At 56.3% G+C, this 26,039-nt stretch carries 22 protein-coding genes, 1 tRNA gene, 2 pseudogenes and 1 other annotated feature; of the genes and pseudogenes, 6 read left to right on the top strand and 19 right to left on the bottom strand.

Annotated elements, in window-relative coordinates; translation table 11 throughout:
- Positions 1-228 (top strand): hypothetical protein (locus LKD23_RS10240; RefSeq protein WP_227621539.1); only part of this gene is annotated, 228 nt, incomplete at its 5' end.
- Positions 229-404: 176 nt separating this feature from the next.
- Here the strand turns inward: LKD23_RS10240 and leuD are convergent.
- The 5 genes from leuD to LKD23_RS10215 form a co-directional block, all read right to left on the bottom strand.
- Complete coding sequence (gene leuD, locus LKD23_RS10235; RefSeq protein WP_227621538.1) at positions 405-893, bottom strand: 3-isopropylmalate dehydratase small subunit; 489 nt, start codon at positions 891-893, stop codon at positions 405-407.
- A 17-nt stretch (positions 894-910) separates the two neighbouring features.
- Positions 911-2,170: a 3-isopropylmalate dehydratase large subunit gene (leuC, locus tag LKD23_RS10230; RefSeq protein ID WP_227621537.1), complete on the bottom strand. Its 1,260-nt coding sequence runs from the start codon at positions 2,168-2,170 to the stop codon at positions 911-913.
- Positions 2,171-2,443: 273 nt separating this feature from the next.
- A complete protein-coding gene (locus tag LKD23_RS10225; RefSeq protein WP_227621536.1) occupies positions 2,444-4,096 on the bottom strand; it encodes a 2-isopropylmalate synthase in 1,653 nt (550 codons plus the stop codon).
- Positions 4,097-4,175: 79 nt separating this feature from the next.
- Positions 4,176-4,439, bottom strand: a binding site (T-box leader).
- A gap of 128 nt (positions 4,440-4,567) precedes the next feature.
- A complete protein-coding gene (locus LKD23_RS10220) occupies positions 4,568-6,343 on the bottom strand; it encodes an ABC transporter ATP-binding protein (RefSeq protein WP_227621535.1) in 1,776 nt (591 codons plus the stop codon).
- Complete coding sequence (locus LKD23_RS10215) at positions 6,340-8,079, bottom strand: ABC transporter ATP-binding protein (RefSeq protein WP_304999971.1); 1,740 nt, start codon at positions 8,077-8,079, stop codon at positions 6,340-6,342. The genes LKD23_RS10220 and LKD23_RS10215 overlap by 4 nt, the downstream gene beginning before the upstream one ends.
- Before the next feature lie 149 nt (positions 8,080-8,228).
- Between LKD23_RS10215 and LKD23_RS10210 the strand changes: the two genes are divergently transcribed.
- Both LKD23_RS10210 and dnaK read left to right on the top strand, forming a co-directional pair.
- Positions 8,229-9,290, top strand: coding sequence for an SseB family protein (locus LKD23_RS10210; RefSeq protein ID WP_227621534.1), 1,062 nt, complete (start codon positions 8,229-8,231; stop codon positions 9,288-9,290).
- Positions 9,291-9,391: 101 nt separating this feature from the next.
- Positions 9,392-11,206, top strand: a complete 1,815-nt coding sequence (dnaK, locus tag LKD23_RS10205; protein WP_227621533.1) for a molecular chaperone DnaK — start codon at positions 9,392-9,394, stop codon at positions 11,204-11,206.
- A 91-nt stretch (positions 11,207-11,297) separates the two neighbouring features.
- Here the strand turns inward: dnaK and LKD23_RS10200 are convergent, their stop codons facing one another.
- The 4 genes from LKD23_RS10200 to LKD23_RS10185 all read right to left on the bottom strand — a co-directional run bounded on the left by LKD23_RS10200 (position 11,298) and on the right by LKD23_RS10185 (position 15,533).
- Positions 11,298-11,897: a transcriptional regulator, IclR family protein gene (locus LKD23_RS10200; protein WP_227621532.1), complete on the bottom strand. Its 600-nt coding sequence runs from the start codon at positions 11,895-11,897 to the stop codon at positions 11,298-11,300.
- Between the two features lie 155 nt (positions 11,898-12,052).
- Positions 12,053-13,888: an ATP-dependent zinc metalloprotease FtsH gene (ftsH, locus tag LKD23_RS10195; RefSeq protein WP_227621531.1), complete on the bottom strand. Its 1,836-nt coding sequence runs from the start codon at positions 13,886-13,888 to the stop codon at positions 12,053-12,055.
- A 303-nt stretch (positions 13,889-14,191) separates the two neighbouring features.
- Positions 14,192-15,142, bottom strand: coding sequence for an FKBP-type peptidylprolyl isomerase (locus tag LKD23_RS10190; protein ID WP_227621530.1), 951 nt, complete (start codon positions 15,140-15,142; stop codon positions 14,192-14,194).
- 16 nt (positions 15,143-15,158) lie between these two features.
- On the bottom strand, positions 15,159-15,533 hold the full coding sequence (locus tag LKD23_RS10185; RefSeq protein ID WP_227621529.1) for a DUF3592 domain-containing protein: 375 nt from the start codon (positions 15,531-15,533) through the stop codon (positions 15,159-15,161).
- A 234-nt stretch (positions 15,534-15,767) separates the two neighbouring features.
- Between LKD23_RS10185 and LKD23_RS10180 the strand changes: the two genes are divergently transcribed.
- Positions 15,768-15,854: transfer RNA gene (locus LKD23_RS10180), tRNA-Leu, on the top strand.
- Between the two features lie 56 nt (positions 15,855-15,910).
- Here LKD23_RS10180 and LKD23_RS10175 read toward each other — a convergent pair.
- The 4 genes from LKD23_RS10175 to LKD23_RS10160 form a co-directional block, all read right to left on the bottom strand.
- Positions 15,911-17,620, bottom strand: a complete 1,710-nt coding sequence (locus LKD23_RS10175; protein WP_227621528.1) for a recombinase family protein — start codon at positions 17,618-17,620, stop codon at positions 15,911-15,913.
- A 98-nt stretch (positions 17,621-17,718) separates the two neighbouring features.
- Positions 17,719-17,988 carry a hypothetical protein gene (locus LKD23_RS10170; protein WP_227621527.1) on the bottom strand — a complete coding sequence of 90 codons (270 nt, stop codon included), beginning with the start codon at positions 17,986-17,988 and terminating at the stop codon, positions 17,719-17,721.
- 295 nt (positions 17,989-18,283) lie between these two features.
- Positions 18,284-18,526, bottom strand: a complete 243-nt coding sequence (locus LKD23_RS10165; RefSeq protein ID WP_227621526.1) for a helix-turn-helix domain-containing protein — start codon at positions 18,524-18,526, stop codon at positions 18,284-18,286.
- Positions 18,519-19,067, bottom strand: coding sequence for a sigma-70 family RNA polymerase sigma factor (locus LKD23_RS10160; RefSeq protein WP_035394772.1), 549 nt, complete (start codon positions 19,065-19,067; stop codon positions 18,519-18,521). The genes LKD23_RS10165 and LKD23_RS10160 overlap by 8 nt, the downstream gene beginning before the upstream one ends.
- Positions 19,068-19,515: 448 nt before the next feature.
- On the opposite strand from LKD23_RS10160, the gene LKD23_RS10155 reads away from it, so the two are divergent.
- Positions 19,516-19,770: a helix-turn-helix domain-containing protein gene (locus tag LKD23_RS10155; protein WP_242957752.1), complete on the top strand. Its 255-nt coding sequence runs from the start codon at positions 19,516-19,518 to the stop codon at positions 19,768-19,770.
- 112 nt (positions 19,771-19,882) lie between these two features.
- Here LKD23_RS10155 and LKD23_RS10150 read toward each other — a convergent pair whose 3' ends face one another.
- The 6 genes and pseudogenes from LKD23_RS10150 to LKD23_RS10125 form a co-directional block, all read right to left on the bottom strand.
- Positions 19,883-21,631: an ABC transporter ATP-binding protein gene (locus LKD23_RS10150; protein WP_227621525.1), complete on the bottom strand. Its 1,749-nt coding sequence runs from the start codon at positions 21,629-21,631 to the stop codon at positions 19,883-19,885.
- Positions 21,632-23,416 carry an ABC transporter ATP-binding protein gene (locus LKD23_RS10145; protein WP_227621524.1) on the bottom strand — a complete coding sequence of 595 codons (1,785 nt, stop codon included), beginning with the start codon at positions 23,414-23,416 and terminating at the stop codon, positions 21,632-21,634.
- Positions 23,417-23,431: 15 nt separating this feature from the next.
- Complete coding sequence (locus tag LKD23_RS10140) at positions 23,432-23,623, bottom strand: P-loop NTPase family protein (protein WP_227621542.1); 192 nt, start codon at positions 23,621-23,623, stop codon at positions 23,432-23,434.
- A gap of 78 nt (positions 23,624-23,701) precedes the next feature.
- Positions 23,702-23,872 (bottom strand): annotated as a pseudogene (locus tag LKD23_RS10135) (ABC transporter ATP-binding protein); the annotation flags it as partial.
- Positions 23,873-23,909: 37 nt separating this feature from the next.
- Positions 23,910-24,476: pseudogene (locus tag LKD23_RS10130) on the bottom strand (MptD family putative ECF transporter S component); the annotation flags it as partial.
- 139 nt (positions 24,477-24,615) lie between these two features.
- A complete protein-coding gene (locus LKD23_RS10125; RefSeq protein WP_097781393.1) occupies positions 24,616-25,596 on the bottom strand; it encodes a helix-turn-helix domain-containing protein in 981 nt (326 codons plus the stop codon).
- Positions 25,597-25,837: 241 nt separating this feature from the next.
- On the opposite strand from LKD23_RS10125, the gene LKD23_RS10120 reads away from it, so the two are divergent.
- A partial coding sequence (locus tag LKD23_RS10120; RefSeq protein ID WP_431834198.1) for a plasmid mobilization protein occupies positions 25,838-26,039 on the top strand: 202 nt, incomplete at its 3' end.

Here is a 26,039-nt window from a genome sequence, read left to right as displayed (position 1 = left end):
GGAAGTCGAAGCCCAAAAATGCTAGCCGCTGCGCTAAACGCATTTTTTTGTGCTTCTCCTATTTACGGCTCCGCCGAAAATTTCACCTCTCTGCTGAACTTCACGCCCTGCGAGGGCGTAACACCAGCTGCAAAGCAGCAAGTCGGAGAAACGAGAAAAAAGCGTTTAGCGCAGCGGCTAGCTTTTTTCCGTTTCGACTACTCCTCCGGGATTATCAAGGGCGAGTAGCCCTTGATTCGTGCCTCCCGCGCCTCGAAAGTAGCGGGTGCTTTTCTGGTTCTCTTTTGGCACGCAAAAGAGAACTTAGCCTTACCGAAAGAGCAATTTGACCCGCGCTACAAGCGCGTGAAGCCGTTCATAAGAAAACTTAACCCCACGAAACCGTGCCGCCGCAGCAAAAAACTTTACTTTTTCGTCAGCGACTTCATCAAGCCGCCGTCGGCGATGATCTTCTGGATGAAGGGCGGGAAAGGCTCGGCCTGAAAGGTCTTGCCGGTGGTCTCATCGGTGATGACGCCGGTGTCGAAGTTCACGCTGACGGTGTCCCCTGCACCGATGGCGTCCACAGCCTCGGGGCACTCCATGATGGGCAGGCCGATGTTGATGCTGTTGCGGTAGAAGATGCGGGCAAAGCTCTTGGCGATGACGACCGAGATGCCTGCGGTCTTGATGGCCAGCGGCGCGTGCTCACGGGAGGAGCCGCAGCCGAAGTTCCAGCCGCCCACCATGATGTCGCCCTCCTTCACCTTGTTGATGAAGTCCTTGTCGATGTCCTCCATGCAGTGTGCGGCCAGCTCCTTGGCGTTCTGGGTGTTCAGGTAGCGGGCCGGGATGATGACATCGGTATCCACGTTGTCCGGGTATTTAAAAACAGAACCGTTTGCGTTGTTCATGGGTGACTCTCCTTTTCTCAGACCGTGCGGGGGTCGGTGATATAGCCGGTCAGTGCGCTGGCGGCAGCGGTAGCGGGCGATGCCAGATACACCTCGCTCTTGACATGGCCCATACGGCCCACGAAGTTGCGGTTGGTGGTGGAGACACAGCGCTCGCCCTCGGCGAGGATGCCCATGTAGCCGCCGAGGCAGGGGCCGCAGGTGGGGGTGGAGACGATGCAGCCCGCGTCGATGAAGGCCGTCGTCCAGCCGCGCAGGATGCACTCCTTATACACAGCCATGGTGGCGGGGATGATGATGCCGCGCACGCCCTTTGCGATGTGCTTGCCCTTCAGGATGTTGTAAGCAGCCTCCATATCCTCGAGGCGGCCATTGGTGCAGCTGCCGATAACCACCTGATCGATCTTGATGTCCTTTCCCTCGCTGGCGGGGTGGGTGTTCTCGGGCAGATGAGGGTAGCTGACGGTAGGTTCGAGGGCCGACAGGTCGATCTCAATGACCTTCTCGTACTCGGCGTCCGGGTCGGCCTCGTAGAACACCGGCTCCCGCTGGCTGCGGCCCTTGAGGTAGGCCTTGGTCACGTCGTCCACCGGGAAGATGCCATTCTTTGCGCCCGCCTCGATGGCCATGTTGCAGATGCTCAGGCGGTCATCCATCGACAGCGAAGCGACGCCCGGGCCGGTGAACTCCATCGATTTATACAGCGCACCGTCCACGCCGATCATGCCGATGATGTGAAGGATGAGGTCCTTGCCGGACACCCGCGGGGGCAGCGTTCCGGTCAGGACGAACCGGATGGCAGCCGGCACCTTGAACCATGCCATGCCGGTGGCCATGCCGGCCGCCATATCGGTGGAGCCGACACCGGTGGAGAAAGCGCCCAGCGCACCGTAGGTGCAGGTATGGCTGTCTGCGCCAATGACGCAGTCGCCCGCTGTCACGATGCCTTTTTCGGGCAGCAGCGCGTGCTCGATGCCCATCTGGCCCACATCATAGAAGTTGAGGATGTCGTACTTGTTGGCAAACTCGCGGCACTGCTTGGACTGGGTCGCGCTCTTGATGTCCTTGTTGGGCACGAAGTGGTCGAGAACGATGGCGATGTGCTCTTTGTCGAACACGCCGTCAAAGCCTGCCTTCTCGAACTCGTTGATGGCCACCGGTGTGGTGATGTCGTTGCCCAGCACGATGTCGAGCTTGGCGTTGATGAGCTGGCCCGCCTTGACCTCGGCGAGGCCCGCGTGTGCGGCCAGAATTTTCTGCGTCTGGGTCATTCCCATGATGGTACTCTCCTTTTTATCCTTCAGGCGGCTTGCCCTCTCCGTCATTGCTTCGCAATGCCACTCCCGAGTTGCGGCACCCAGCATCCGCTTCGTGCTTTAAAAAGCACTTGCGTCTTGCTGGCCGCAGCCCCAACAGCTCTTCCCTGTTTCCGCCACTGGCGGCAGTCAGAGCTGTTGCTCCCAAAGGGAGAGGCTTTTGGCTCCCCCTCTGGGGGAGCTGACGCCGGAGGCGGCTGAGAGGGCAAAGATGCTGCCCCTTATTTACTCTCGTTACTTATTATTGATGGCACTCACCAGCGCGTGCACACCGGCGACGATGATGTCGGTGTCGGTGCCCGCGCCCCATGTGACGGTGCCGTCGCCCCACTCGAGGCCCACGTAAGAGGCTGCGCGGGAGGTGGAGCCTCCGTCAAGGCTGTGCTCCGAATACGTTTCCAGATGGAACTCCATACCGGTGGCGCTCTGGATGGCGTTGGCCACGGCATCCAGACGGCCATTGCCCACCGAGGTGATGACCTTGCGCTGGCCGTTCATGTCCAGCGTGACGGTGGCGGTGATGCCATTGACCTGCGCGAAATGGGCCTCGACGACGGACAGGGGCTTGGTCTTGTTGAGGAAGACCTCCTCAAAGATGTGGAGCACCTCGCCTGCACTCAGCTCCTTGTGGCTGTGGTCGGACACGCTCTTAACCTTGTAGCCCAGCGCCTCCCGCATCTTGGCGGGCAGATTGTAGCCGTAGTTCTGCTCCAGCACGAAGCCGATGCCGCCCTTGCCGCTCTGGCTGTTGATGCGGATGACGTCGGCGTCGTAGGTGCGGCCGATGTCGTGGGGGTCCACCGGGATGTAGGGGCAGGTCCAGCGGTGGTCGCCCTTCTCCTTGCGGTAGGCCATTCCCTTTGCGATGGCGTCCTGATGGCTGCCCGAGAAGGCGGCAAAGACCAGCTGACCGGCGTAGGGAGTGCGCTCATAAATGTGCATCCGGGTAACACGCTCGTAGGTGGCGCAGATGGCAGGCATATCGGAGAAGTCCAGCTTCGGGTCTACGCCGTGGCTGTACAGATTCATAGCGAGGGTCACAGCGTCCACATTGCCGGTCCGCTCGCCGTTGCCGAAGAGGCAGCACTCCACCCGCTGTGCGCCTGCCAGAACTGCCAGCTCCGCGCAGGCCACGCCGGTGCCGCGGTCGTTGTGGGGGTGGGTGGAGATGATGACGCTGTCGCGGTACTTCAGGTGCTTGTCGCAGTACTCGATCTGGTTGGCGTAGACATGGGGCATACTCATCTCCACCGTGACCGGCAGGTTGATGATCATGGGGCGGTCGGGGGTGGGCTGCATGATGTCCAGCACCGCATTGCAGACCTCCACAGCGTAGTCCACCTCGGTACCCGTGAAGCTCTCGGGGCTGTACTCGAAGAGGAAATTGCCCTCGTACTCCTCGCTCAGCTGCTTGACCAGCTTTGCGCCGTCCACGGCGATCTGCTTGATCTCCTCCTTGGACTTATGGAACACCTGCTCACGCTGGGCGACAGAGGTAGAGTTGTAGAAGTGGATGACGGCCCGGGGCGCACCCTTGACCGCCTCGAAGGTGCGGCGGATGATGTGGTCACGGCACTGGGTCAGCACCTGCACGGTGACGTCCTCGGGGATCATGTTTTTCTCGATGAGGGTGCGGAGGAACTCGTACTCCGTCTCGCTGGCGGCGGGGAAGCCCACCTCGATCTCCTTGAAGCCGATCTTCACCAGCATCTGGAAAAACTCCAGCTTTTCTTCAAGGCTCATGGGGACGATCAGGGCCTGGTTGCCGTCCCGCAGGTCCACGCTGCACCATGCGGGAGCTTTCTCGATGTGGTCCTTCTTGACCCAGCTGTCATAACCGGCGGGCACGGGGTAATATCCCGGTGCGTATTTGGTAGCGTCCATCATTTTGTTTTCCTCCAGCTTCCTTATTGACTTACGTTTCCCACAAACGAAAAGGCTCCCGTCTCTCAAAGGACGAAATCCCCTGAGAGACGAGAGCCTGTAATTTCTGTTACAGGGCACCCGTGGTACCACTCTCTTTGCTGTGCTCAACACACAGCCGCTCTGCACGATCGGCTTTTTGGGGCGAATCGCTGCCCGGATAACGGTGGGCTTCCGTCAGGGCCTACTGTCTGCTTCAGCCCTGCCGCTCAGGGGCCAGTAACCGAAACCCTCTGCACCGCCTTGCACCACCCGGCGGCTCTCTGCACGCAGAAGAAGATCGTTTTTTCCCCGTCAACGCATTTGCGCTTTGTTCAAAGTGACCTCATTTTAGCAAAACCTGCCGCCCCTGTCAAGAAGTTTGCCTCATGACGAAGCTGAAACGATTTCATGTGAGCGGCGGTGAAATTTTCCAAAATTTGCGTTTCTCCCCGCTCAGGTCTCCACGCCCTCGAACTGGCTGTTGTAGAGCTTGGCGTAGAAGCCGCCCTGTGCCAGCAGCGTGTCGTGGTCGCCCTGCTCCACGATGTGGCCGTCCTTCATCACGAGGATGACGTCGGCCTCCCGGATGGTGGACAGGCGGTGTGCCACGATGAAGCTGGTGCGGCCCTGCATCATCCGGGCAAAGGCCGCCTGAATGCGCACCTCGGTGCGGGTGTCGATGGAGGAGGTGGCCTCGTCGAGGATCAGCATCGGGGGCAGGCAGAGCATCACGCGGGCGATGCAGAGCAGCTGCTTCTGGCCCTGACTGATGTTGCCGCCGTCCTCGGCGATGACGGTGTCATAGCCCTCGGGCAGGCGGCGGATGAAGCTGTCGGCGTGGGCGGCCTTGGCTGCGGCCACCACCTCGTCGAGGGTGGCGTCCGGCCTGCCGTAGGCGATGTTCTCCCGCACCGTACCGGCCCGCAGCCAGGTGTCCTGCAGCACCATGCCGTAGCTGCCCCGCAGGGAGGCGCGGGTCACATTCCGGATGTCGGTGCCGGAAACTTTGATGGCACCGCCGTTGACGTCATAGAACCGCATGAGCAGGTTGATGAGGGTGGTCTTGCCGCAGCCGGTGGGGCCGACGATGGCGATGCGCTGGCCGGGCCTGACGTCCAGAGACAGCCCCTCGATGAGCGGGCGGTCGGGCAGGTAGCGGAAGGAGACGTCCTCGATCTGGACGTGGCCGTCCGGCTCGAGCCGGACAGCGTTTTCCACCTCGGGGCACTGGTCCTCGGCGTCCAGCAGCTCAAACACCCGGGCCGCGCAGGCCAGAGCGTTCTGCAGCTCGGTCACGACGCCGGAGATCTCGTTGAAGGGCTTGGTGTACTGGTTGGCGTAGCTCAGGAAGATGCTCAGCTGGCCGATGGAGATGCCGCCAGCTACCGCGTAGAGCGCACCCACAAGGCCGACGCCTGCGTAGACGATGTTGTTGACGAAGCGGGTGGCGGGGTTGGTCAGGCTGGAGAAGAAGATGGCCTTCAGGCTCACGTCCTGCAAGCGGCCATTCACCTCATCGAAGGCCGCAAGGCTCTGCGCCTCATGGCCGAAGGCCTGCACGACCTTCTGGCCCTCGATCATCTCGTTGACGAGGGCGGTCTGCTCGCCGCGGACAGTGCTCTGGCTCTGGAAGTAGCCATAGCTGCGCTTGGCGAGGAAGCTGGCCACCACGAGGCTCAGGGGGGTGATGCAGACCACCACCAGCGTGATGGGCACGTTCTGCCGCAACATGAACAGCAGGGTGCCGAGGATGGTCAGCACGCCCGAGAACAGCTGGGTGAAGCCCATCAGCAGGCCGTCGGCGAAGGTATCCACGTCGGCCACCATCCGGCTCACGATGTCGCCGGAGGGGTGGCTGTCGAGGTAGGAGAGGGGCAGGGTCTGGATCTTCCGCATGGCGGCGTTTCGCAGGTCGCGGCTGACCGCGAAGGTGATGCGGTTGTTGCAGACGCTCAGCAGCCACTGCGCAAAGGCGGCGGTCACGGCCACAGCCACGATCTCATACACGATGCGCAGCACGCCCGCGAAGTCCACGGCCCCCTTGCCCAGCATCATATCGATGGCGTCGCCGCAGAGGATGGGGATATACAGCTGGGCCGCGACGCTCACCGCCGCCACGATGAGGCTGCACCCCACAAAAAATCCGTAGGGCCTGATCTTCTGGAGCACCCGGGTCATGGTGGCCTTCTGCTGCTCAGGGGTCAGCCTGCTTTTTGCTTTTGCACTCATTTCTGCGCATCCCCTTTCTTGAACTGGCTCTCGTAAATTTCACGATAGACCGGGCAGCTGTCCAGCAGCTCGGCGTGACGGCCAAGGCCCACCATATGGCCGTCGTCCAGCACGATGATCTGGTCTGCGTGCTGCAGACTGGCGGCACGCTGGCTGACGATGAAGACAGTCAGAGCGCCCGGCAGCGCGGCCAGCGCCTTGCGCAGGGCCGCGTCGGTGGCGTAGTCCAGCGCGCTGGCGCTGTCGTCGAGGATGAGGATGTCGGGCCTGCCCACGAGGGCGCGGGCGATGGTCAGGCGCTGCTTCTGGCCGCCGGAGAGGTTTCGTCCCCCCTGCTCCACCGGCTCATCGAGGCCGAGGGGCTTGGACCGGACGAACTCCGCAGCCTGCGCCGTCTCCAGCGCGGCCCAGAGGTCAGCCTCGGAGGCGTTCTGGTTGCCCCAGAGCAGGTTCGAGCGGATGGTGCCGCCGAAGAGCTGGGCCTTCTGCATGACCACGGCCACCCTGCCCCGCAGGTCGGCCCGGGGGTACTGCCGGACGGGGCGGCCCATGATCTCCACGCTGCCTTCGGTGGCGTCGTAGAAGCGGGGGATGAGGCTGATGAGGCTGGATTTGCCGCTGCCGGTGCCGCCGATGACGCCGATGGTCTGGCCGCGCTTGGCCGTGAAGCTGATGTCGGAGAGGCTGGGTGCGCCTGCGCCCTGATAGGTCAGGCCCACATGGTCGAAGCGGACGGCGTCGCCGGCCTTTTCCGCCGGGACTTCACCGGCAGGCTCCCGCGGGAACTCCATGCCCGGCTCGGTGTCCAGCACGGCCTGCACACGGCCTGCACAGGCCAGCGCCTTGCTCACCTGCACGATGAGGTTGGCCAGCTTGACCAGCTCGATCAAGATCTGGTTCATATAGTTGACCAGCGCGATGACGTCGCCGGAGGCCATGCCCCCGATGTTGATCTCGATGCTGCCCACATACAGCAGCGCCACGATGGCGAGGTTGATGATCACATAGGTCAGCGGGTTCATCAGGGCGGAGATGTGGCCGACGTGGAGCTGCATCTTCGTCAGCAGCTCGTTGGCGTCCTCGAAACGGTCCACCTCGGTCTTCTCCTTGTCGAAGGCGCGGACGACGCGGACGCCGGTGAGGTTCTCGCGGGTCAGGCCCAGCACGCGGTCGAGCCGCGCCTGCACCGCCTTATACAGGGGTCGGGTGATGACCATGACGCCGAAGACCACGACGCTCAGCAGCGGGATGGCCACCACGAAGATGAGGGCGGCGCGGAAATTGACCGTAAAGGCCATGACCATCGCGCCGAACACCACGAAGGGACTGCGCAGGAACAGCCGGAGGAAGAGGTTCAGGCCGCTCTGCACCTGATTGACGTCGCTGGTCATCCGGGTGATGAGGGTGCTGGTGCCCATGGTGTCCATCTCGGTGAAGCTCAGGCACTGGATGTGCTCAAACAGCGCGTGGCGCAGGCCGGTGGAGTAACCCACCGCGGCCTTGGCCGAGAAATACTGGGCGGTCAGGCTGCAGACAAGGCCCACGAAGGCCAGCAGGAGCAGGATGCCGCACCGCACGAGGATGTAGCGGAAGTCGTGGGCCGCGATGCCCACGTTGACGATGTCGGCCATCACAAGCGGCACGAACAGGTCAAAGGTGGCTTCCAGCATCTTGAAAAGCGGCGCAAGCACGCTCTCGCGCTTATAGCCGCTGAGGTAGCGAAGCATTTTATTCAAGGCTCGATTCTCCCTTTCTCTGATGTATTTCAGTCAAAACAGTTTTTATTATAGCGCATTCCAAACCAGAATGCCATGTTTCCGATTGAGAAAAACGGAAAATCCTGCTATACTGGAAAGGAATCTCAAACGAAAGAATGGTGGATGCTATGGCAAAGGATGGAACAGCACGGCTGCGGCTGCGCCCGGTGGGCGCGGCAGACCGCAAAAAGCTGCCGGAGTATGGGCCGCTGGGCACAGGCTGCCCCGCCGTGGAGCGGGCAGTGGCTGCGCTTTATAAGGGCCAGAACGAGGAGAGCTTCTGGGCGCTGATGAACGCCATCAACTACGCCCTCGAGCTGGACACCCGGGTGCTGGTGCCGCTGGAAGCCTCGTCCGACCAGCCGGACGGCGCGGCCCCGTGGGCCGAGCACCCCGTCCCGGCGGAGAAGGCCAAGGACCTGCCGTTCTGGACCCTGCACACCCAGAAGGGCCGGTGCTATCTGCCCCTCTTCACCTCGGTGCGGGCGGCGGAGGCCGACAAGGGCACCGCCAGCCGCCCTATGGCCGAAATGCTTCTGTCTGCCGCCATGCAGTCGGCGCTGGACTCCGACCGCATCGACGGTGTGGTCATCGACCCATGGACAAGCTCGGCCACGCTGGACTGTTCGCTCCTCAACGGCCTGCTCCATGCCGGCCACGACACCAGCGAGCCGGGCGAAGAGGAGCTGCGGGCCGGGAACCGGGCCATGGCCGAGGGCCGCTGGGACGACGCGATGCACTTCTATCAGCTCTCCGCCGAGGAGGGCTGCGCCGAGGGCCTCGCCATGATGGGCGAGCTGCTCTACGAGGGCAAAGGCTGCCGCAAAAGCCCCGCGCAGGCCCGGAAGTTCTGGAAAAAAGCCGCCGATGCCGGAGACGTAGCCGCATGGGTGGCGCTGGGCGACGACGCCATGGTACAGGGCAAGGGCGTGGGCGCAGCCCTGCGGGCCTACCGCAAGGCCCAGAAGCTCTGCGCCTCCACCCCCGACGTTGCCTATATGCCGCAGGTCTGCCTCCGGGTGGCCCAGTATGAGACGCAGTATATCTCCCGCAAGCAGGCGCTGGCCCAGCTGGCCGAGGCAAAACAGGGCTTCCTCATTCGCCAAAAGGAGGGCGACGAGACGGCCCGGAGCTGGCTGGATGAGACCGAGCGCGTCATCCGCCAGCTGCTCGAGAAGGAGTCGGGCTGAAACACAAAATCTTTACAAATGCTCCAAGGAATCGTCATACGGAACCGATATGATACCTATGAGAAAATATGCGCGTCGCAAAAACAGAGAGGACGACCAGAATGAGCAAAGTGATCGGTATTGACCTTGGCACCACCAACAGCTGCGTAGCCGTGGTGGAGGGCGGCAAGCCCGTCGTTATCACCAACGCAGAGGGCGAACGCACCACCCCCAGTGTGGTGGCGTTTACCAAGGACGGCGAGCGGCTGGTGGGCGGCGCGGCCAAGCGCCAGCTCGCCGCCAACTCCGGACGGACGGTGTCCAGCATCAAGCGGCATATGGGCAGCGACTACCGCGTCCACATCGACGGCAAGGACCTGACCCCGCAGGAGATCAGCGCCATGATCCTGACCAAGATCCGCCGCGACGCCGAGAGCTATCTGGGCGAGCCGGTGACGGAGGCCGTCATCACCGTCCCGGCCTACTTCGACGACAGCCAGCGCAAGGCCACGCAGGACGCGGGCCGCATCGCGGGCCTGAACGTCCTGCGCATCATCAACGAGCCGACCGCCGCAGCCGTGGCCTACGGACTCGACAACGAAGCACCCCAGAAGATCCTGGTCTACGACCTCGGCGGCGGCACCTTCGATGTCTCCATCATCGAGATCGAGGACGGCACCTTCACGGTGCTGGCTACCGGCGGCGATACTCGTCTGGGCGGTGACGACTTCGACCAGCGCATCGTGGAGTATGCGGTGGCCGAGTTCAAGAAATCTGACCGCATCGACCTTTCCCGCGACCCCGCCGCCATGGGCCGCCTGAAGGAAGAGGCTGAAAAGGCCAAGAAGGAGCTGTCCAGCGCCCTCTCGGCCCAGCTCAATCTCCCCTTCATCGCGGTGGGCAAGGACGGCCCCCACCACCTCGACCTGACCCTCTCCCGCCCCCAGTTCGAAATGATGACCGGCGACCTGCTGGCCCGGACCGTGGCCCCTGTGCAGAACGCACTGCGGGACGCCGGCATCTCGGCCTCCCAGCTGGGCAAGGTGCTTCTGGTGGGTGGCAGCACCCGGATGCCTGCCGTTGAGCGTCAGGTAAAAGAGCTGCTGGGCTGTGAGCCGAGCCACAGCCTCAACCCCGACGAGTGCGTGGCGATGGGTGCCGCCGTACAGGGCGGCCTGCTGCAGGGCGGCGGTAAGCTGGCCGGTGCCACCGGTGCAGCAGCGCAGGGCCTCGTGCTGATGGACGTCACCCCTCTGACCCTCTCCATCGAGACGCTGGGCGGCGTCGCCACCCCCCTCATCACCCGCAACAGCATGATCCCCACCCGTAAGAGCCAGCTCTTCACCACGGCCCGCCCCATGCAGACCAGCGTGGAGATCAACGTCCTGCAGGGCGAGCGGCATTTTGCCCGGGACAACAAGAGCCTCGGCAAGTTCAAGCTGAACGGCATCCGGGCCAGCTTCTCGTCCAAGCCTCAGATCGAAGTCACCTTTGACATCGACGTCAACGGCGTGGTCAAGGTGTCGGCCAAGGATCTCGGCACGGGCCGGGAGCAGAACATCACCATCACCGGCAGCACCAACCTCTCGGAGAATGAGATCCAGCGCGCCATGGCGGACGCCGCCGCCTACGAAGCCGAGGACAGCCGCCGCAAGGAGCGTCTCGCCCTCCACAATCAGGCCGAAGTGCTGGCCTATAAGGTAGACGAAGCCCTCTCGAAGTGCAAGAAGGAGCTGGACAAGGAGGAGAAGAACCGCATCAAAGCCGATGTGGCGAACCTCCGCCGCTGCCTGCGGAAGGACAAGCCCGAGAAGATGAACGAGACGGAGGAAGCGAACCTCCGTCAGGCCAAGAGCCAGCTGGAGGCCAGTGCAAACCACCTGATGCTCCTCTACGCCTCGGAGCAGGGCGGGAGCGGCCCGGACGATACCATCTGAACACACAAGAAGGCCCGCTGCGATGAATGCAGCGGGCCTTCTTGCTGTTCGTATCAGTGGAAAAGAGGAGAGAAAACGGTTCGTTTGCGGCTCAGCGACCGACGATGAGGTCGCGGCGGCTGCGGAAGCCCACGGTGAGGCGGGCGCTGCTGCCGAGGTGGCGCAGGGTCACTTTGGTGCCGGACTTCTGGCCCTCGCACAGGAGGGTCAGGTTCAGGGTGGTGGAGGTCTTGCCGGTCTTGAACACCAGCGTGCTCACACCCTGATCCAGCAGGGCCTGCATATCGAGGATGGTGGCCCGGAAGGTGGCATTGTCATCCGGAGCGTCCAGCGTCAGCACCTGGCCCTCCTGACGGGCGGTATAAAGCACCTGCTTGCCCAGCAGACCCTTGACGGTGTAGCGGGCCTCGTGCTTTTCCTCCGCTGCGTCGGAGATCATCATGACATTGCCCTGAATGGGATTCTCCACCGGGGAGGCGTAGCCGCCGTAGTTGGGGTCTACCTCCCCCACCGGAACGTCGGAGTGGAGGGCGATGTCGCCCTGCGTCATGACGCTCTCGGCCTGCGGGGGCAGATAGCCCGCGACGACTGTGTCATCGGCAGCGAAAGCGCCCACGCTCATTGCAGCGGTCATGGTCAGCAGAGCGGCCGCAGCAGCGGCACGGCGTGCAGTGTTCTTGTTCAGTCTCATATGTCGTATCCTCCTGTAGGGGGATGACCTCTCCGTCAGCGCTGACGGAGGGGTTTTCCCAAATTACTATCTTATTTGCGACACGGCGCATCAGAAAACCGCCGTATCTGTAATGAATACGGATACGGCGGTCAGATTATTGCAGCACTTTCCTTTTATTTTTCATCTGAGGCTTTTTCTTCGAGGATGGCCATGAATTCGTCGCCGGTGATGGTCTCCTTCTCGTAGAGGTACTTTGCCAGCTCGTCGAGCTTGGCCCGGTTGTCGGTCAGGATCCGGATGGCCTTTTCGTGCTGGGCCTTCACCAGTTCCACGACCCTCTGGTCGATCTCCCTCTGGGTCTGGGCCGAGCAGGCCAGCGAGGTGTCGCCGCCCAGATACTGGTTGTTCACCGTCTCAAGGGCCACCATGTCGAACTCCTTGCTCATGCCGTAGCGGGTGAGCATGGCGCGGGCCAGCTTGGTGGCCTGCTCGATGTCGTTGGATGCACCGGTCGTGACCGACTGGAAGGCCACCTCCTCGGCGGCACGACCACCGGTGAGGGTGGCGATCTTATTTTCCAGCTCTTCCTTGGTCATGAGGTAGTGGTTGCCCTCTTCGACCTGCATGGTATAACCCAGCGCACCCGAGGTGCGGGGGATAATGGTGATCTTCTGGACGGGAGCGGAGTGGCTCTGGAGCGCCGCCACCAGCGCATGGCCGACCTCATGGTAGGCCACGATGCACTTTTCCTTGTCGGTGAGGATGGAGTTCTTCTTTTGGTAGCCTGCGATGACCACCTCGATGCTCTCCTCAAGGTCAGCCTGCGTCACGCTCTTGCGGCCCGAGCGGACAGCCCGCAGAGCGGCTTCGTTGACGATGTTGGCCAGCTCTGCGCCGGAAGCGCCGGAGGCCATCCGGGCCACGGTGTTGAAGTCGATGCCGGGGGCAAGCGCCACCTTCTTGGCATGGACCTTCAGGATCTCCTCGCGGCCCTTGAGGTCGGGCAGCTCGACCGGCACACGGCGGTCGAAGCGGCCGGGACGGGTCAGGGCGGGGTCGAGGGAGTCCGGGCGGTTGGTGGCCGCAAGGATGATGACGCCGGTGTTGCCCTCAAAGCCATCCATCTCGGTGAGCAGCTGGTTCAGGGTCTGCTCCCGCTCATCGTTGCCGCCCAGCTGGCCGCTGTTGCGCTTCTGGCCGATGGCGTCGATCTCATCGATAAAGACGATGCAGGGGGCCTTTTCCTTCGCCTGCTTGAACAGGTCGCGCACCTTGGAGGCACCCATGCCCACGAACATCTCCACGAACTCCGAGCCGGAGATCGAGAAGAATGGCACATTGGACTCACCGGCCACAGCTTTTGCCAGCATGGTCTTGCCGGTGCCCGGAGGGCCGACGAGGAGGATGCCCTTGGGCATGGAAGCACCGATCTCCTCGTATTTCTTGGGGTCGTGCAGATAATCGACGATCTCCTGCAGATTCTCTTTGGCCTCGTCCTCGCCGGCCACATCCGCGAAGCGGATGCCGTGGGTGGACTGGACATAGACCTTGGCGTTGGACTTGCCCACGCCGCCGAACATCATCGAGTTCGCGCCGCCGGCCTTCTCCATCAGCTTCCGGTTCATAACATTGCCCAGCCAGACGAAGAGGACGATGGGCAGCACGAAGCTCAGCAGAAAGCTCATCAGCGGCGAGGCCTGCTCGACGATCTCGCTGGAAAACTGTGCGCCTGCGTCGTAAAGGCGCTGGGTCAGGTCGGGGTCGTTCATGAGGCCCGTCTTGTAGACCTGCGTTTCGTCTTTATCGGTAAAAAGGATCTGGTTGGATTCCACATCCACCCGGCCGATGTCCTTCTCCTCGGTCATGGACATGAAGGTGCCGTAGTCCACTTCCTTGATCTGCCGTTCGTTCATCCACGGCACGAGCACGAAGTTGAGCAGCATCAGCACCAGCAGCACGATGGCATAATAGATGGCCAGCGGCTTTTTGGGGGTCTTGACTTCTTTCATGGGGTTCCCTCCTCGCCCTCTCCGTCTGCTTTGCAGCCACCTCTCCCACGGGGAAAGGCACCGGCGTGCCGGGCAGGCTGAAGCGGGACGACCAAAGCTTATGATCTCGGAAACGGCAGTGCCCTGCAGTTCCCTGTGAGTTTGATAGTAGCATACCACGACGCCATTTAAGAAACCAGCGTTTCGAGGGTAACTTTGCAAAAACTTCGCAGATTCTTAACAAAGAAGCCCGCCGGATGCATTTTCCATCCGGCGGGCTTCCCCTGCCTTTTATCGCCCTGCGGTTTTCCCGGAGGATGAGATTCAGCTTTCGGCCTTCAGCACCGTCGGCTCAGCGGGCGGCGGCGTGAGAGTGGAGTGGGCCAGCACAAAGGCAGCGGCCCGGCTGGACGCGATGCGCTGCGCGGCGCGGCGGCGGTCGTTTGAGGGGAAGGTGTGCTCCCCGTCCCGCTTGTCGTCCCAGTGGGCCAGTTCTTCCTCCACCTCGGCCTCCGTGGGCCAGAGCTGCTCTCGCTGCGCCACCAGCAGCAGGCCCATCCGGCTGCGCAGCTTGCGCTCCGCCTCGGTGTGGAGCCATGCGCGGAACTCCTCCACGGTCTGGCCCTGCACCTTCAGATACTGGTCGAAGTTGATGCCGTTGGCCTGCATCCGCAGGTTGAACTGACGCTGTTCGGCAAAGTAGTTGCCCGCCACGAGCTGCTTGGGCAGCGGGCCTGTGACCTGTGTGCCCAGCTGGGCGATGAGGGCCTGTTCGGCCACGGCGCGGGCCTGCTGGCAGCGCTGGGCGTAGATCTCCTGCGTCACTCTGGCCCGGAGTTCCCGCCTGCCCTCGGCGTCGGCGGCGCGGTCCTCGTCGCCGTGATTCCGGTTGATCTCCAACTCGATGGTCAGTTCCCGGATGGGCCGGGGCTGGATGGACTGGACAAAGCCGGTGTATTCCCCCAGCTCCAGCGGCGGCAGACAGAAGAACTGCGCCCCCACCCGGAATCCCTCGGCCCGGTTCACCGCCAGAAGCTCAAAATCCGGGTCTGTGACAGGCTGCAAGCCATGCTCCGCCATCAGCTGAGCAAACAAGGGCGAAAAGCCCTCCAGGATCGCCCGGTTCACCGCCGCCGTCAGCAGGTCATCTTCGTCCTGCGCATCCCCCGGGGCGGCTCTCACAGCCTGTACAGCTTCTTCCAGCTCTGCCGCCGTCGCGGAAAAGACCACCCGGCAGTCGCCCGGCTCCGCCATTCCAAAATGTTCGAGTTTCATCTTTCTTTTCCCCCTCTCAGTGGACGATGCCGGCCATCAGCACCAGCAGCACGATGCCAAGCACGATGTACAGCACTTCCGCACCCAGAACGGACTTATCGCCCTCGACGTACATCTCGGCGGGGTCGTCCGGGTCATAATAAAGGGTGACGACCGTGCCCTGTGCCAGCTCTCTGCCCTTTGCGGGCTTGGGATAATGGAGATGGTGGATGCCGCCTGCGGTGGAAAATTCCAGCAGATAGGCTTCACCGTCCCGGCTCTGCACCGTGCCCGCCACTGCGGCCTCTACTTTTTCGCCCCGGGTCATGAGCCTGCGCCGACGCGACCAGCTCCGCCACGCCATATAGAACATGATGCCTGAGCCGATGAGAAAGATAATGATATTGAACATCTGTAGTTTCCCTCTTCCGTAAATAGTCCCGCCGGGCCGCCTGCCCCGCAGGGGGTGATATTTATTGTACCATATCCCGCCAGATTTTTCGCCCCATTCGGCCTATACGGAATGCAACAATTTTCGCTCGAAAATTTGTAGCATGATTTTTGAAAAAAGTGCTTGACTTTCTCTGCATCCGTGGTATAATAATCATCGTTCCGAGCCGAACGGCCACGAACAAAAACAGAATATGCGGATATGGCGGAATTGGCAGACGCGTTAGATTCAGGTTCTAATCGGGGCAACTCGGTGGAGGTTCAAGTCCTCTTATCCGCACCATGACGAATGTTCTTACAGCATTTAGCTGTCAAAGAACATTCGTCATTTTTTATGTGCTAAATAGCGACATCACAGGGGGCGTAGTTCACAACTACGCCTTTTCTTGTATTCACCGATACATCGGGTGTCGGTAAAGGAAGTGCGCTTGGAATCTCGATGGTGCCCACGCAGTTGTAGTGAATGCGGAGCCGCTGCTCCCATACACCGTTGACCTTTTCTGCATTGAACACTTCGATTTTTTCCACCAGTTCATTCAGCATCCGGGGTGTCAGCTTTTTTGCTCTGGTGTACTTGCGAACCAGACTGATGAACATATCCGTTGTCATGGTGCGGCTGCTCTGCTTTTCGATTTCGGAGCGGAGCTGTTTGATTTTCTCGGTCAGCTCCTTTTGCTCGTCCTCATATCTCCGGGACATTTTGGAAAAGCGTTCATCAGAGATCTTGCCGGAAACATTGTCCTCATAGATGCGCTCAAAGAGGCCGTCCAGTTCTTCATCACGGGCAAGGAGTGCTTTCAACTCTTTCTCTTTCAGCTTGCGGTCGGCTTCGTCTGCCTGCTGGGAGTGCCCGATAACAGCCTTCAAAAAGTCGTCCTCATAGAGGCTGGCAAACTTGGTCAGCCGCCGAATCTCGCCCAGCACCACTTCTTCCAGAAAGTCTACCCTGATGTAGTGGGTGGATTGGCAGGTGCCACGGTTGCCCTTGTAGTTGGAGCAGTTGAAATACTTGATTTCCGGGTTGCCCTGATTGAAGTGGAAATGCAGATTGCAGCCGCAGTCTGCGCAGACAAGCAGGCCAGAGAACATATTGTGTTCTCCGTTGCTGGTACGGCGTTTGCGCATTTTTCCGCGTTTCTGCTGTACCTGTTCAAACACGGCTCGCTCAATAATTGGCTCGTGAACATTTTGGAACACTACCCAATTTTCCGGGTCGTTATGAATCCGCTTCTTATTCTTGTAGGACTTGGAGTAGGTTTTGAAGTTCAGAACATCACCACAATACTCCTGCTGGTACAGAAGATGGGTAATCGTGGAGCCATTCCACTTGGTGGCGGGGCGCATCTTGGTCTTTCCGGGACGGCCGATGCCTTTCTGAATCCAGTAGGCCTGCGGCGTCAGGATGCCTTCCTTTTCAAACTGGGTGGCAATCTGTTCCGTGCCAAAGCCCTCCAACGTCATATCAAAAATGCGCCGGACAACTTGTGCAGCTTCTTCATCAATGACCCAATGCTTGGGATTGTTCGGGTCCTTGATATACCCATAGGGAGGAAGTCCCATCGGTTCGCCGGAGTTGCCTTTGATTTTATTACTGATACGGCGTTTCTTGCTGATGTCACGGGCATACCACTCATTGAACAGGTTTCGGATGGGTGCCAGTTCGTTTTCGCCCTCGGCCGTGTCGATGTTGTCCGAAACGGCAACAAGTCGGATGTCATGGTCTGGGAAAAATTCTTCTGTCAGCCGCCCGACCTCGATATAGTTTCGGCCCAGACGGGAAAGGTCTTTGACGAACACAGCGGAGGCTTTCCCTTGTTCAAGCTGCTGCATCATTTCAACGAAACCGGGACGGTTCATTGTCACGCCGGAAATGCCATCATCCAGAAAGTGAACCAGATTGGTATAGCCTTTTTCCTTTGCAACTTTGGTGAGTAGTTTCTTTTGGTTGCCGATGCTGTAACTCTCGCCCTCCAAATTATCATCACGGGAAAGACGCTCGTAGAGAAAAGCGGTTGCTTCACGGGATTTCTTGTTACTCGACTGTTTCATACTCGCTCCTTTCTTGGGACAGTCGAATAGCAAATTCACTTGTACACCTATATTATAACACAATCCGCTTTCTCTGTCCGCTGCCTCCCGAAAGGTCATTATAATTTTTCGCTTTCGGATTTCATCAGCCGGAGAAGAACTTCTCCTAAGGTCTGGGAACTTTCTTCTTTGAACACCGGCTCAACGATAAAGGAGCGATTGCCAATACGATAAGTTGAATCCAGAGTAAGCACCTCTGGATTTTTTGTTTTTTCAGGGTTTGTCTTTTTCGCTTGCATCGTAAAAATCCCCTTTCTTAAAATAAAAAAATGAGCCAACGGATGGCTGCTGGCAGCAGCCCACGGGAATCTCACCCCTGCATTCCTCATGCAGCCCTACTCATTGCCTGCGACGCTCTGAACGCTCGGACTTTGACGGTAAGGGAGTATCAGCCTGTCGGTATGTCATGGCCCGCAAGCAGCTGCGCTTGCATTACGGCGTGGTGATGATCGCTCCACTTTTCAGAGAAAAGCATCGTGGCGCACCCACCGCCCGGCTCGATACAGACAGCAACGTATCCGTTTGCCCTATGATGCACCGCCATTGTCTTGCGGGCTTTCTTTGTCAAAGAACTAGAAAAGGCATCGTATGGAAAGGGGAACAGCACACGATGCCTACGTTGAATCAGGTCAAGTCAAAATCAAGGATAGCAATTATCAGTTTTGCTTCCAGACGATTGCGCAGTTCTTCATCAACTTGCAGACGAGGATAGCCGTCAGAGCCATAGCTCGTCCGAGTTGACAGTGCGGCAATGTAGCTGGAATAATGCTGGACTACCCGGCTCACTGCTTCGGCGTCTCCTGCAACAGCGGCAGCGATTATCGGGTAAGGAAGCAGCGATGCCCGTGTGTGCGCAGATTTAGTCATCAGCTTCACCTCCCATCAGCTTTTTCAGCAGCCGATAGGCTTTATACCTGCGAGTATTGACCGTTCTTCTGGCCATGCCCATGCACTTTGCTATCTGTTCGTCTGTCATCCATAGAAACCAGTGCATCATAAAAATTTCCCGGTCCTTTGGTGACAGCCGTAGAAGTGCTGTGGCCAATCGGTCGTTCTCGATTAGCACAACAGCATTTCCCACGGGAAAAGCCGTATACTCCCATGAGTAACGATCATAAACCGCAAGCTGGGCCACATCTGTCCCGGACAGTTCTTCCAAAGATGCAAAACGTTTTTGATGACGGCTGATCTGCCGATAGCCGTTACATGCCTCGCATTTCAACACCTTTTTGCAGTAGCTGTCAAAGGCGTGCTGCTTGTGTTCGTAGTAGCGGTTTGGTTTCAAGTTTTCACCTCCCCTCGTGCTGGGAGGCAGCTCTTTTCTTCCCCTTTCGCTCACTACTCGTTCACCAACGGGTTCATTTGGCTGATTTTTAAGATTGATATGAAAATTTTTCCTGCCGTTCATAGAATTGTGCCTTTCGTTCTGTTCGGGTTTATAGGCCGGAGCAAAACGAGGCGGAGAACGGCATCCGATACCCAATCGTAGGTTGTAAAAATGCGGGGCTTTATCGGATGTGAATTGAAGTATATAAAAAGCGAGCCACAACTCACTTCTATGAGTATGGCTCGCCCCTACGTTATTTGAATATTTTTTTAATTGGTGTTAGGGCTTTTCGAGTGGGCGGTAAGCCCCATTTTATTTTGCGCTCCTTTATTTTGATACTCTTATCCATATAGCTCTTTGCTTCAAATTATGAGCTATAACTCACACAATGTGAGTTGTGTGGTTATTTATATGAGCGATAGTACACCCTACAATGAGGTAGAGGTGATGTATAGTGAACAATCCTCTTGACTTGTTTGCATGGAAAGTGCGGTCAGAACGTAAGCGGCAGCATTTGACACAGAGAAAATTGGCTGAACGGCTCAATATGAACGCCCGTACAATCATAGATTTGGAAACCTGCCAGAGTAACCCCAAATTTGAAACGGTGGCTCTTGTCGCCAAAGAGTTAAATATCAGCGTGGATGCTGCCATTTTTCCAGACATGGTAAATCAGACGGTTTCAAAAACAGTTGTAGACTTCTTTGCCGGGAAAAGTGAGGCGGAAATTGAAAAATATATTGCGCTTTGCAAACAGGCGGAAGCATTTCAAAAAGACGAATAACGCGGTCGGATATATCAATCCCGGCCGCGTTATTTTTTACCTATTTGTTTCTATGCGGACGGATTATGATATACGCACAATGGAACCTCCGCATCGCATACGCTGAATTTTGTTAAGCAAGGCTCCATCCAGCCGCATTCTTTCGGATGTTGACAAACTCCTGATAAATGCCGGGCTGCTTCAAAAGTTCTTCGTGCGTGCCCTGCTGTGCAATCTGGCCGTTGTCAATGACCAAAATCTGATCGGCATTCTGGATGGTATTCAGACGGTGGGCGATTACGAGAAGTGTCTTGCCCTTTACCAGTTCCGAGATGGCCTCCTGAATATAGCTTTCGTTATCAGTATCTACGCTTGCGGTAGCTTCATCCAAAATGATGATAGGGGCATCTTTCAAGATGCAGCGTGCAATCGAGATGCGCTGCTTTTCACCGCCGGAGAGTGTAGCACCGCCTTCACCAACTACGGTCTGGAATCCATCAGGCAACGCCATGATGAAATCATAGCAGCGGGCCTTCTTAGCAGCTGCATAGACTTCTTCCTCTGTGGCGTCCGGTTTGCCTATGCTGATATTGTTGTAAATGGTATCTTGGAATAAGTACACTCGCTGGAATACCATGCTGATCTGCTCCATCAGCTCTGCCAAAGGCACGTTCCGAATGTCCATACCTCTTATTATTATGCTGCCAGATTTTACATCCCAAAGCCGAGCCAGCAAATTGGCAATAGTAGACTTTCCGCTGCCAGAAGGTCCGACTAAAGCAGTCATAGAATCTTTCTTCATGTCAAAGCTGATATGATGCAGAACTTCTTTGTCCTGATAAGCAAATACAACATCGTTAAACTGAACTTCTGGCTGTCCCGGCTGTGCCTGTGCAGGAAGATGCTGCTTGCCCGTGTCGGGAAGTTCAGGCTCATTCAGGACTGCTTCAATGCGGTCGAGAGCTGCATTCATAACGGTAAGGCGAGATGCTTCCCCATAAAGAGCTTTCAGCGGTCCAAAGAGGTCAAACACAAACAGCAGAACACCAAGCACATAGGCCAGCGGAAGTGCGCCGCGCTGTTCCAATACAATCGACAAGCCGAAAATCGCCGCAATACCAATGCCGTAAAGGATATTCAGACTCATTGTCCATGGTGTCATTTTCTGCTCAAAAGCAAGGGAGGTGTTTCTGGAACGCTGGAAATTGTCAGTCAGTTCTTCTGATTTTTCGCCCAGCAGGTTGTAGCTCTTGATGACGCCAATGCCCTCCACAAAGGATAGCACCGCATCGGTCAGCCGTTCGCTCTGCTCCTGCCGCTCTGCGGCTTCCCGCAGGGAAACCTTGTTCATTCCTTTTGACACCAGCCATGCCAGAACCGTGACGGCGGCAGCAATCAAACCAAGCTGTACGTTCAAATAAAACATGAATACCAGCAGAATCAAGGAGGACAGCAGATAGCCCATCATGTTGCCCAGCGTACTCATAGCGACTTCTTCAATGAATACCATATCCGTGCTAAGAACAGAGCTGATTTTGCCAATGTTGCCGGAAGTAAAATAGCCCATCGGAAGTTTCCGCAGATGGCTGCCCAGTTCCATGCGTTTATCCGCAAACATCAAATATCCTGCGGCACTTTGCAGGCTGTCGCTGAGGTAATGAACAAGCATTTGCACCAACACTGCTGTGGCAATTCCAAGGCCGATATAAAGGCAAGTCTGGCTGGTCAGTGTGTCAGCTGCAAAGCGGCTTAAAACTACAAAGGCAAGAACGATTGGCATTTTTGACAAAATGGATTCCAAAAACGCACAAACGAATGCACCTTGAATACGGCCTTTATAACGGCCGGAGAGTTTCAAAATTCTTGAAAACATCGCAAACATTTAGGCTCCCTCCTTTGCAGTGTGTACTTTCCATTCGGCACTGTCCTGTGCGGCTTTCCACAATTTCTGATATTCAGGGCAGGAGCGAATCAAATCCTGATGCTTACCCGCTGCTACCAATTTTCCGTGGTCGATGACACAAATTTGATCGGCATTCATAATGGCGGGCAGTTTGTGAGCAATCACCACGAGAGTCTTGCCTTTTACAAGTTCTGCAATGGCTGCTTCCATCTTTTCTTCATTTTCGGGGTCAGCATAGGCTGTTGCTTCATCAAGAACTACAATAGGGGCATCCTTTAAGATTGCTCGCGCCAGAGAAATACGCTGACGCTGACCGCCGGAGAGCATTTTTCCGGCATCGCCTGCCATGGAGTGAATGCCCTGCGGAAGTTTTTCAATGAACTCCATGCACTGAGCTTTCTTTGCGGCCTCTATTACTTCTTCATCCGTTGCAGTCAACCGACCGAGCCGGATGTTTTCCAGCAGAGAAGTATTAAACAAATACTGATCCTGCGCCACATAGGAGATACGACTGTTCAATGCTTCAAGGCTCATATCGCAAAGTTTCTGTCCGCCGATGGAAATGCTGCCCTTTTGCGGGTCATAATAGTGAATCAGCAGTTTTGCCAAGGTACTCTTGCCGGAGCCAGATTCACCGACAAGAGCAGTTTTTTGTCCAGCCTTTGCCGTAAAGGAAATATCATGGAGAACTTCATCCTCAACCACCGTGGGCTTTCCATCCGGGCCGGGCTGTGTTGTCTGGTAAGCGAAAGAAACATGGTCGTAAGTAACGGTGTCATCTATTCCATGGAATCTATCACTCGTCTGCTGAAGTTCCGGCGCATCCAACACCTGCTCCAATGCGGAGATTTTATAGTTGAGCTGGGGCATGGTTGGCAGAAAGCCAAGAGATTTCAGCAGCGGCATACCGATACTCAAAGAAAGACACAGCACCAAAATCAAATTGGGCAGAGCCGACCAGCCGCAGAGGACAAACCATGCACCCACAGGCAGGGTCAGGATGATGGTACAAGGAAGCAGGCTGCTGTAAATCGCCATCCACGGCCATGCCGCCCTATACCATGCCAGTGTATAGTTCCGATAATCTGATATATCTTTGCGGAACCGTTCGTAAGAATCTGCGTCTTTATTGAAAACCTTGACGACTTCCATACCGTTGATGTACTCAATAATGGTATTGTTCATCTTTTGCCCGGCCATATAGTAAGGTCCCATTTTCTTCATACCAACGGAATACATCGTCATCATGGCAACTAAGCTAAGCGGAATGGATGCCAAAGATAACAGTGCCAGCTTCCAGTCTACAAAGAACATTGCCACATAAACTGCAATAGGAACCATCAGGTTGGCGATGCCCTCCGGCATAGAGTGTGCCAGCAGAACTTCCAGACTGTCTACATCGTCCACGAACAGCTTTTTCACGGTGCCAGTGCCTTTGTCCTGAATAACACCCAGCGGCAGTTTTTCAAACCGTTTTTGCAGAGCCGTCCGCAGGCGGAGCAGCGTGTCATAAGCTGCTTTATGAGAGAGATTCAGGCCCCAGCCATAGAAAAGAGCTTGCAGCACCAGACATACCAAGACCAGTATGACATGCTGGATGATAAAGGAAGCAGTGATTGCCTCCCCCATGACCAGCGGTGCAATTACCTGATATGCCAGCACAAAGGGAAAAACACCCAGCAGAACACTGACCAGCACGATGGCTGTTGCAGCATAGAGGCCTTTTTTATGAGGTCCGGCATATTCAAATACTTTTTGGAACATAAGTCCAACCTCCTATCATGTGAAATATTTTTCAGAAAGAGATTTCAAAACCGTTGGCGATAACTGCTGATTTTGAATTGTTCCATCATCATCCAGCTGCACAACCTCTGTGCAGGTACGGACAATAAATTCAAAATCATGAGAAACCACGAACACGATTACCCCGGAATCGGAAAGTTGTTCAATCAGCTTGCTGACACGCACCATAGAATCATAATCCAAGCCGCTGGTGGGCTCGTCGAAGTAGATTACGAGGCTGTCCTTTACGATTGCCACTCCAATGGTAACCCGTTGTTTTTGACCGCCTGAAAGCGATGCTGGGTGTCTTTCCCGATAGTCCGACAGTTCCAATGCGTTCAATACTGCATCTATTTTTTTCTTTGCAATCTTCCTGCATTCCAAGGAAAGTTCTTCTTCCACGCTGCTGGCAAAGAGTTGATAGTCTGTATCCTGCATAACAAGATAGGAAAACGAGTCCAGCCTTGATGAAATGCTTTTTCAATGCTTTCTGGCCGATAAATCCGCCAATCAGGCCGCCCACCAGTCCAGCAGCAACAATGACTACCAGCATGGGAACAGAAGTGATATTGAGCATTCCCTGAATGTACTCCGGGGCAATATTGTTTTTCTCCATTGCGCCAACAAACGCACTTTGAAGAAATTTGATGGGGCAGATAGCACTAAAAGCAAAAATAGCACTGAACAGCGCATAGGCCGCCATCATGGACTTCATTGTGATTTCATTTCGGCCCATGATCAGAAAATCGCAGATGACACCGCCAATTACCAAGCCGATGGGAATGAACCAGAAAGCACCTACCAGCAGGAACAGGATAGCCTGAATTGCGGCACAAATGGTAAACACGCCTTTCTTCGGAACTTTGGCCAGCAGAAGCATCATAACGATGCCATTCGGAATAGCCACAACGGACGGATAAAACACGTTGGTCACTGGGCCAGCCACGCTCATAATAGTGCTGATAATCATGCAGATAATCCACATGAGCGCTGTCAGGACGCCAATGAGAATAAAGTCTTTCGCATTCAACTTTTGTTTCATTTTTATGCCTCCTCGCTTTTATCGGAAAATAAAAAATGCGATGTGGTTATTCGGAACTAACCACATCGCAAATTGTACCAATTTAGATTATCAAATCCAACCCAAAACCTACCCGTTTTGACCCAAAAACAGTCAGAAGCTACTTTTTATGGGTATCAAATCGGCTTTCACGGTAGTTCTTTGGCGCCACACCATATCGCTTTTTGAAAGCGGCGGCAAGATTGCTGGGCTTTCCGTAGCCAACGATTGCTGCAATCTCGCTTACATTTCGGTCCCCCTCCAATAGCAGCTGTGCTGCCTGTGTCAAACGCTGTTCAATTATGTATTGATGAATAGGCATACCATAAAATGATGAAAAACCGCGTGTCAATTTTGTTGTGCTTAAATGCACCAGATGGGAAAGTTCTTCACAGGATGGGGCAAACGCAAGCTGACTGTCTATAATCCGTTTAGCTTCCATAATGGCAGTCCGTTCCGTTCTAGACATGGAAACATTTTTTCCCATTAGAATATCCAATTCAAGGACTTCGCCTAAATAAATAGACAATAGCTCCAGAAGTTTTCCGTCAAGATATAAGTAACCCAATCCTCCACGGTATTGTGTAAATTGGCTTGTTTCCGCTAGAATTTGTTCCATGATGGGGGTCACTGGAACTTTTGAAATGCCATCAAGAAGTTTCTTTTCGTAAGCCGTTGCTTCCTGCCCATCAAAATAATCTGTGAGCAGCTGCGAGAAATAGGCAATCGGAATTTTTATACTCTTAAATGAAAAATTGCTATCCTTTTTATAGCAGGCATATTCGGTTCCACCATGTCCCGCATAGATGCAGGATTCATTTTTTTGAATCGTAATGGAACGCTTTTCATCCATGATGCCCCAAGAGATTCCATCATTCAGGCAGAAGATAATCTGCATATAATCTTTACTGACGGTTCCTTGTACATTCATATCCGACTGGTAACACATTTGCCAATCCGAAAAGATGATGCCGTGCTTGATTTGGGTCTGAGCAATTCGTCCTTTCCCCATATCAGACGGAATATCCATTGAAATCGTTTGGGGCGAATTGGCTATCAGGTCGTTGTATAGCTTACCAAGATAGTGACTTCCGTGCGTCATAGGATGAGGTTCACCTCCCATTTTGGTTAGTCTGTGCTAATTATGATACTTTATTTTTGCATCACAGTCAAGATGTAGCCAAAAGACAGGGCTTGAATTGTAGTATTAGTAGAGGGGACGGTTTAGGGGAGAACTTACAGAGCAAGCATAGGAAGTGTGTACCCACTTCCGTATTTTGCTCTGCAAAACAGCTTGTTGGGAAGTGTCCCAAACCCTCAAAACGGAAAGGAGAGTAAAACGAATGGAAGGCAGAAAACGAACCGTGCAGGTCAAATTTTATGTGACGGAAGAAGAACGGAGGTTGATTCGAGAAAAAATGAAATTGATACCAACCCGGAATATGGCCGCCTATCTGCGAAAGATGGCGATAGATGGTTATGTTGTCCACATCGACACCACCGACATCCGGGCGCAGACCGCCGAATTGCAGAAGATTGGTGTCA

It is taken from the genome of Faecalibacterium butyricigenerans (assembly GCF_020687345.1).
Classification (GTDB): Bacteria; Bacillota; Clostridia; order Oscillospirales; family Ruminococcaceae; genus Faecalibacterium; species Faecalibacterium butyricigenerans.
Note: the sequence above shows the minus strand (reverse complement) of the source record. Positions and strands in the feature narration are given on the sequence as shown.

What these genes read in the sequence shown, in the direction of transcription:
- LKD23_RS10140 (WP_227621542.1), bottom strand. Translation starts at nt 23,623, where the DNA reads ATGGTGCGTGTCAGCAAGCTGATTGAACAACTTTCCGATTCCGGGGTA.
- LKD23_RS10190 (WP_227621530.1), bottom strand. Translation starts at nt 15,142, where the DNA reads ATGAAACTCGAACATTTTGGAATGGCGGAGCCGGGCGACTGCCGGGTG.
- dnaK (WP_227621533.1), top strand. Translation starts at nt 9,392, where the DNA reads ATGAGCAAAGTGATCGGTATTGACCTTGGCACCACCAACAGCTGCGTA.
- LKD23_RS10145 (WP_227621524.1), bottom strand. Translation starts at nt 23,416, where the DNA reads ATGTTCCAAAAAGTATTTGAATATGCCGGACCTCATAAAAAAGGCCTC.
- LKD23_RS10225 (WP_227621536.1), bottom strand. Translation starts at nt 4,096, where the DNA reads ATGATGGACGCTACCAAATACGCACCGGGATATTACCCCGTGCCCGCC.
- LKD23_RS10150 (WP_227621525.1), bottom strand. Translation starts at nt 21,631, where the DNA reads ATGTTTGCGATGTTTTCAAGAATTTTGAAACTCTCCGGCCGTTATAAA.
- LKD23_RS10165 (WP_227621526.1), bottom strand. Translation starts at nt 18,526, where the DNA reads ATGACTAAATCTGCGCACACACGGGCATCGCTGCTTCCTTACCCGATA.
- LKD23_RS10175 (WP_227621528.1), bottom strand. Translation starts at nt 17,620, where the DNA reads ATGAAACAGTCGAGTAACAAGAAATCCCGTGAAGCAACCGCTTTTCTC.
- ftsH (WP_227621531.1), bottom strand. Translation starts at nt 13,888, where the DNA reads ATGAAAGAAGTCAAGACCCCCAAAAAGCCGCTGGCCATCTATTATGCC.
- LKD23_RS10170 (WP_227621527.1), bottom strand. Translation starts at nt 17,988, where the DNA reads ATGAGGAATGCAGGGGTGAGATTCCCGTGGGCTGCTGCCAGCAGCCAT.
- LKD23_RS10185 (WP_227621529.1), bottom strand. Translation starts at nt 15,533, where the DNA reads ATGTTCAATATCATTATCTTTCTCATCGGCTCAGGCATCATGTTCTAT.
- LKD23_RS10210 (WP_227621534.1), top strand. Translation starts at nt 8,229, where the DNA reads ATGGCAAAGGATGGAACAGCACGGCTGCGGCTGCGCCCGGTGGGCGCG.
- leuD (WP_227621538.1), bottom strand. Translation starts at nt 893, where the DNA reads ATGAACAACGCAAACGGTTCTGTTTTTAAATACCCGGACAACGTGGAT.
- LKD23_RS10200 (WP_227621532.1), bottom strand. Translation starts at nt 11,897, where the DNA reads ATGAGACTGAACAAGAACACTGCACGCCGTGCCGCTGCTGCGGCCGCT.
- LKD23_RS10160 (WP_035394772.1), bottom strand. Translation starts at nt 19,067, where the DNA reads ATGAACGGCAGGAAAAATTTTCATATCAATCTTAAAAATCAGCCAAAT.
- LKD23_RS10125 (WP_097781393.1), bottom strand. Translation starts at nt 25,596, where the DNA reads ATGACGCACGGAAGTCACTATCTTGGTAAGCTATACAACGACCTGATA.
- leuC (WP_227621537.1), bottom strand. Translation starts at nt 2,170, where the DNA reads ATGGGAATGACCCAGACGCAGAAAATTCTGGCCGCACACGCGGGCCTC.
- LKD23_RS10220 (WP_227621535.1), bottom strand. Translation starts at nt 6,343, where the DNA reads ATGAGTGCAAAAGCAAAAAGCAGGCTGACCCCTGAGCAGCAGAAGGCC.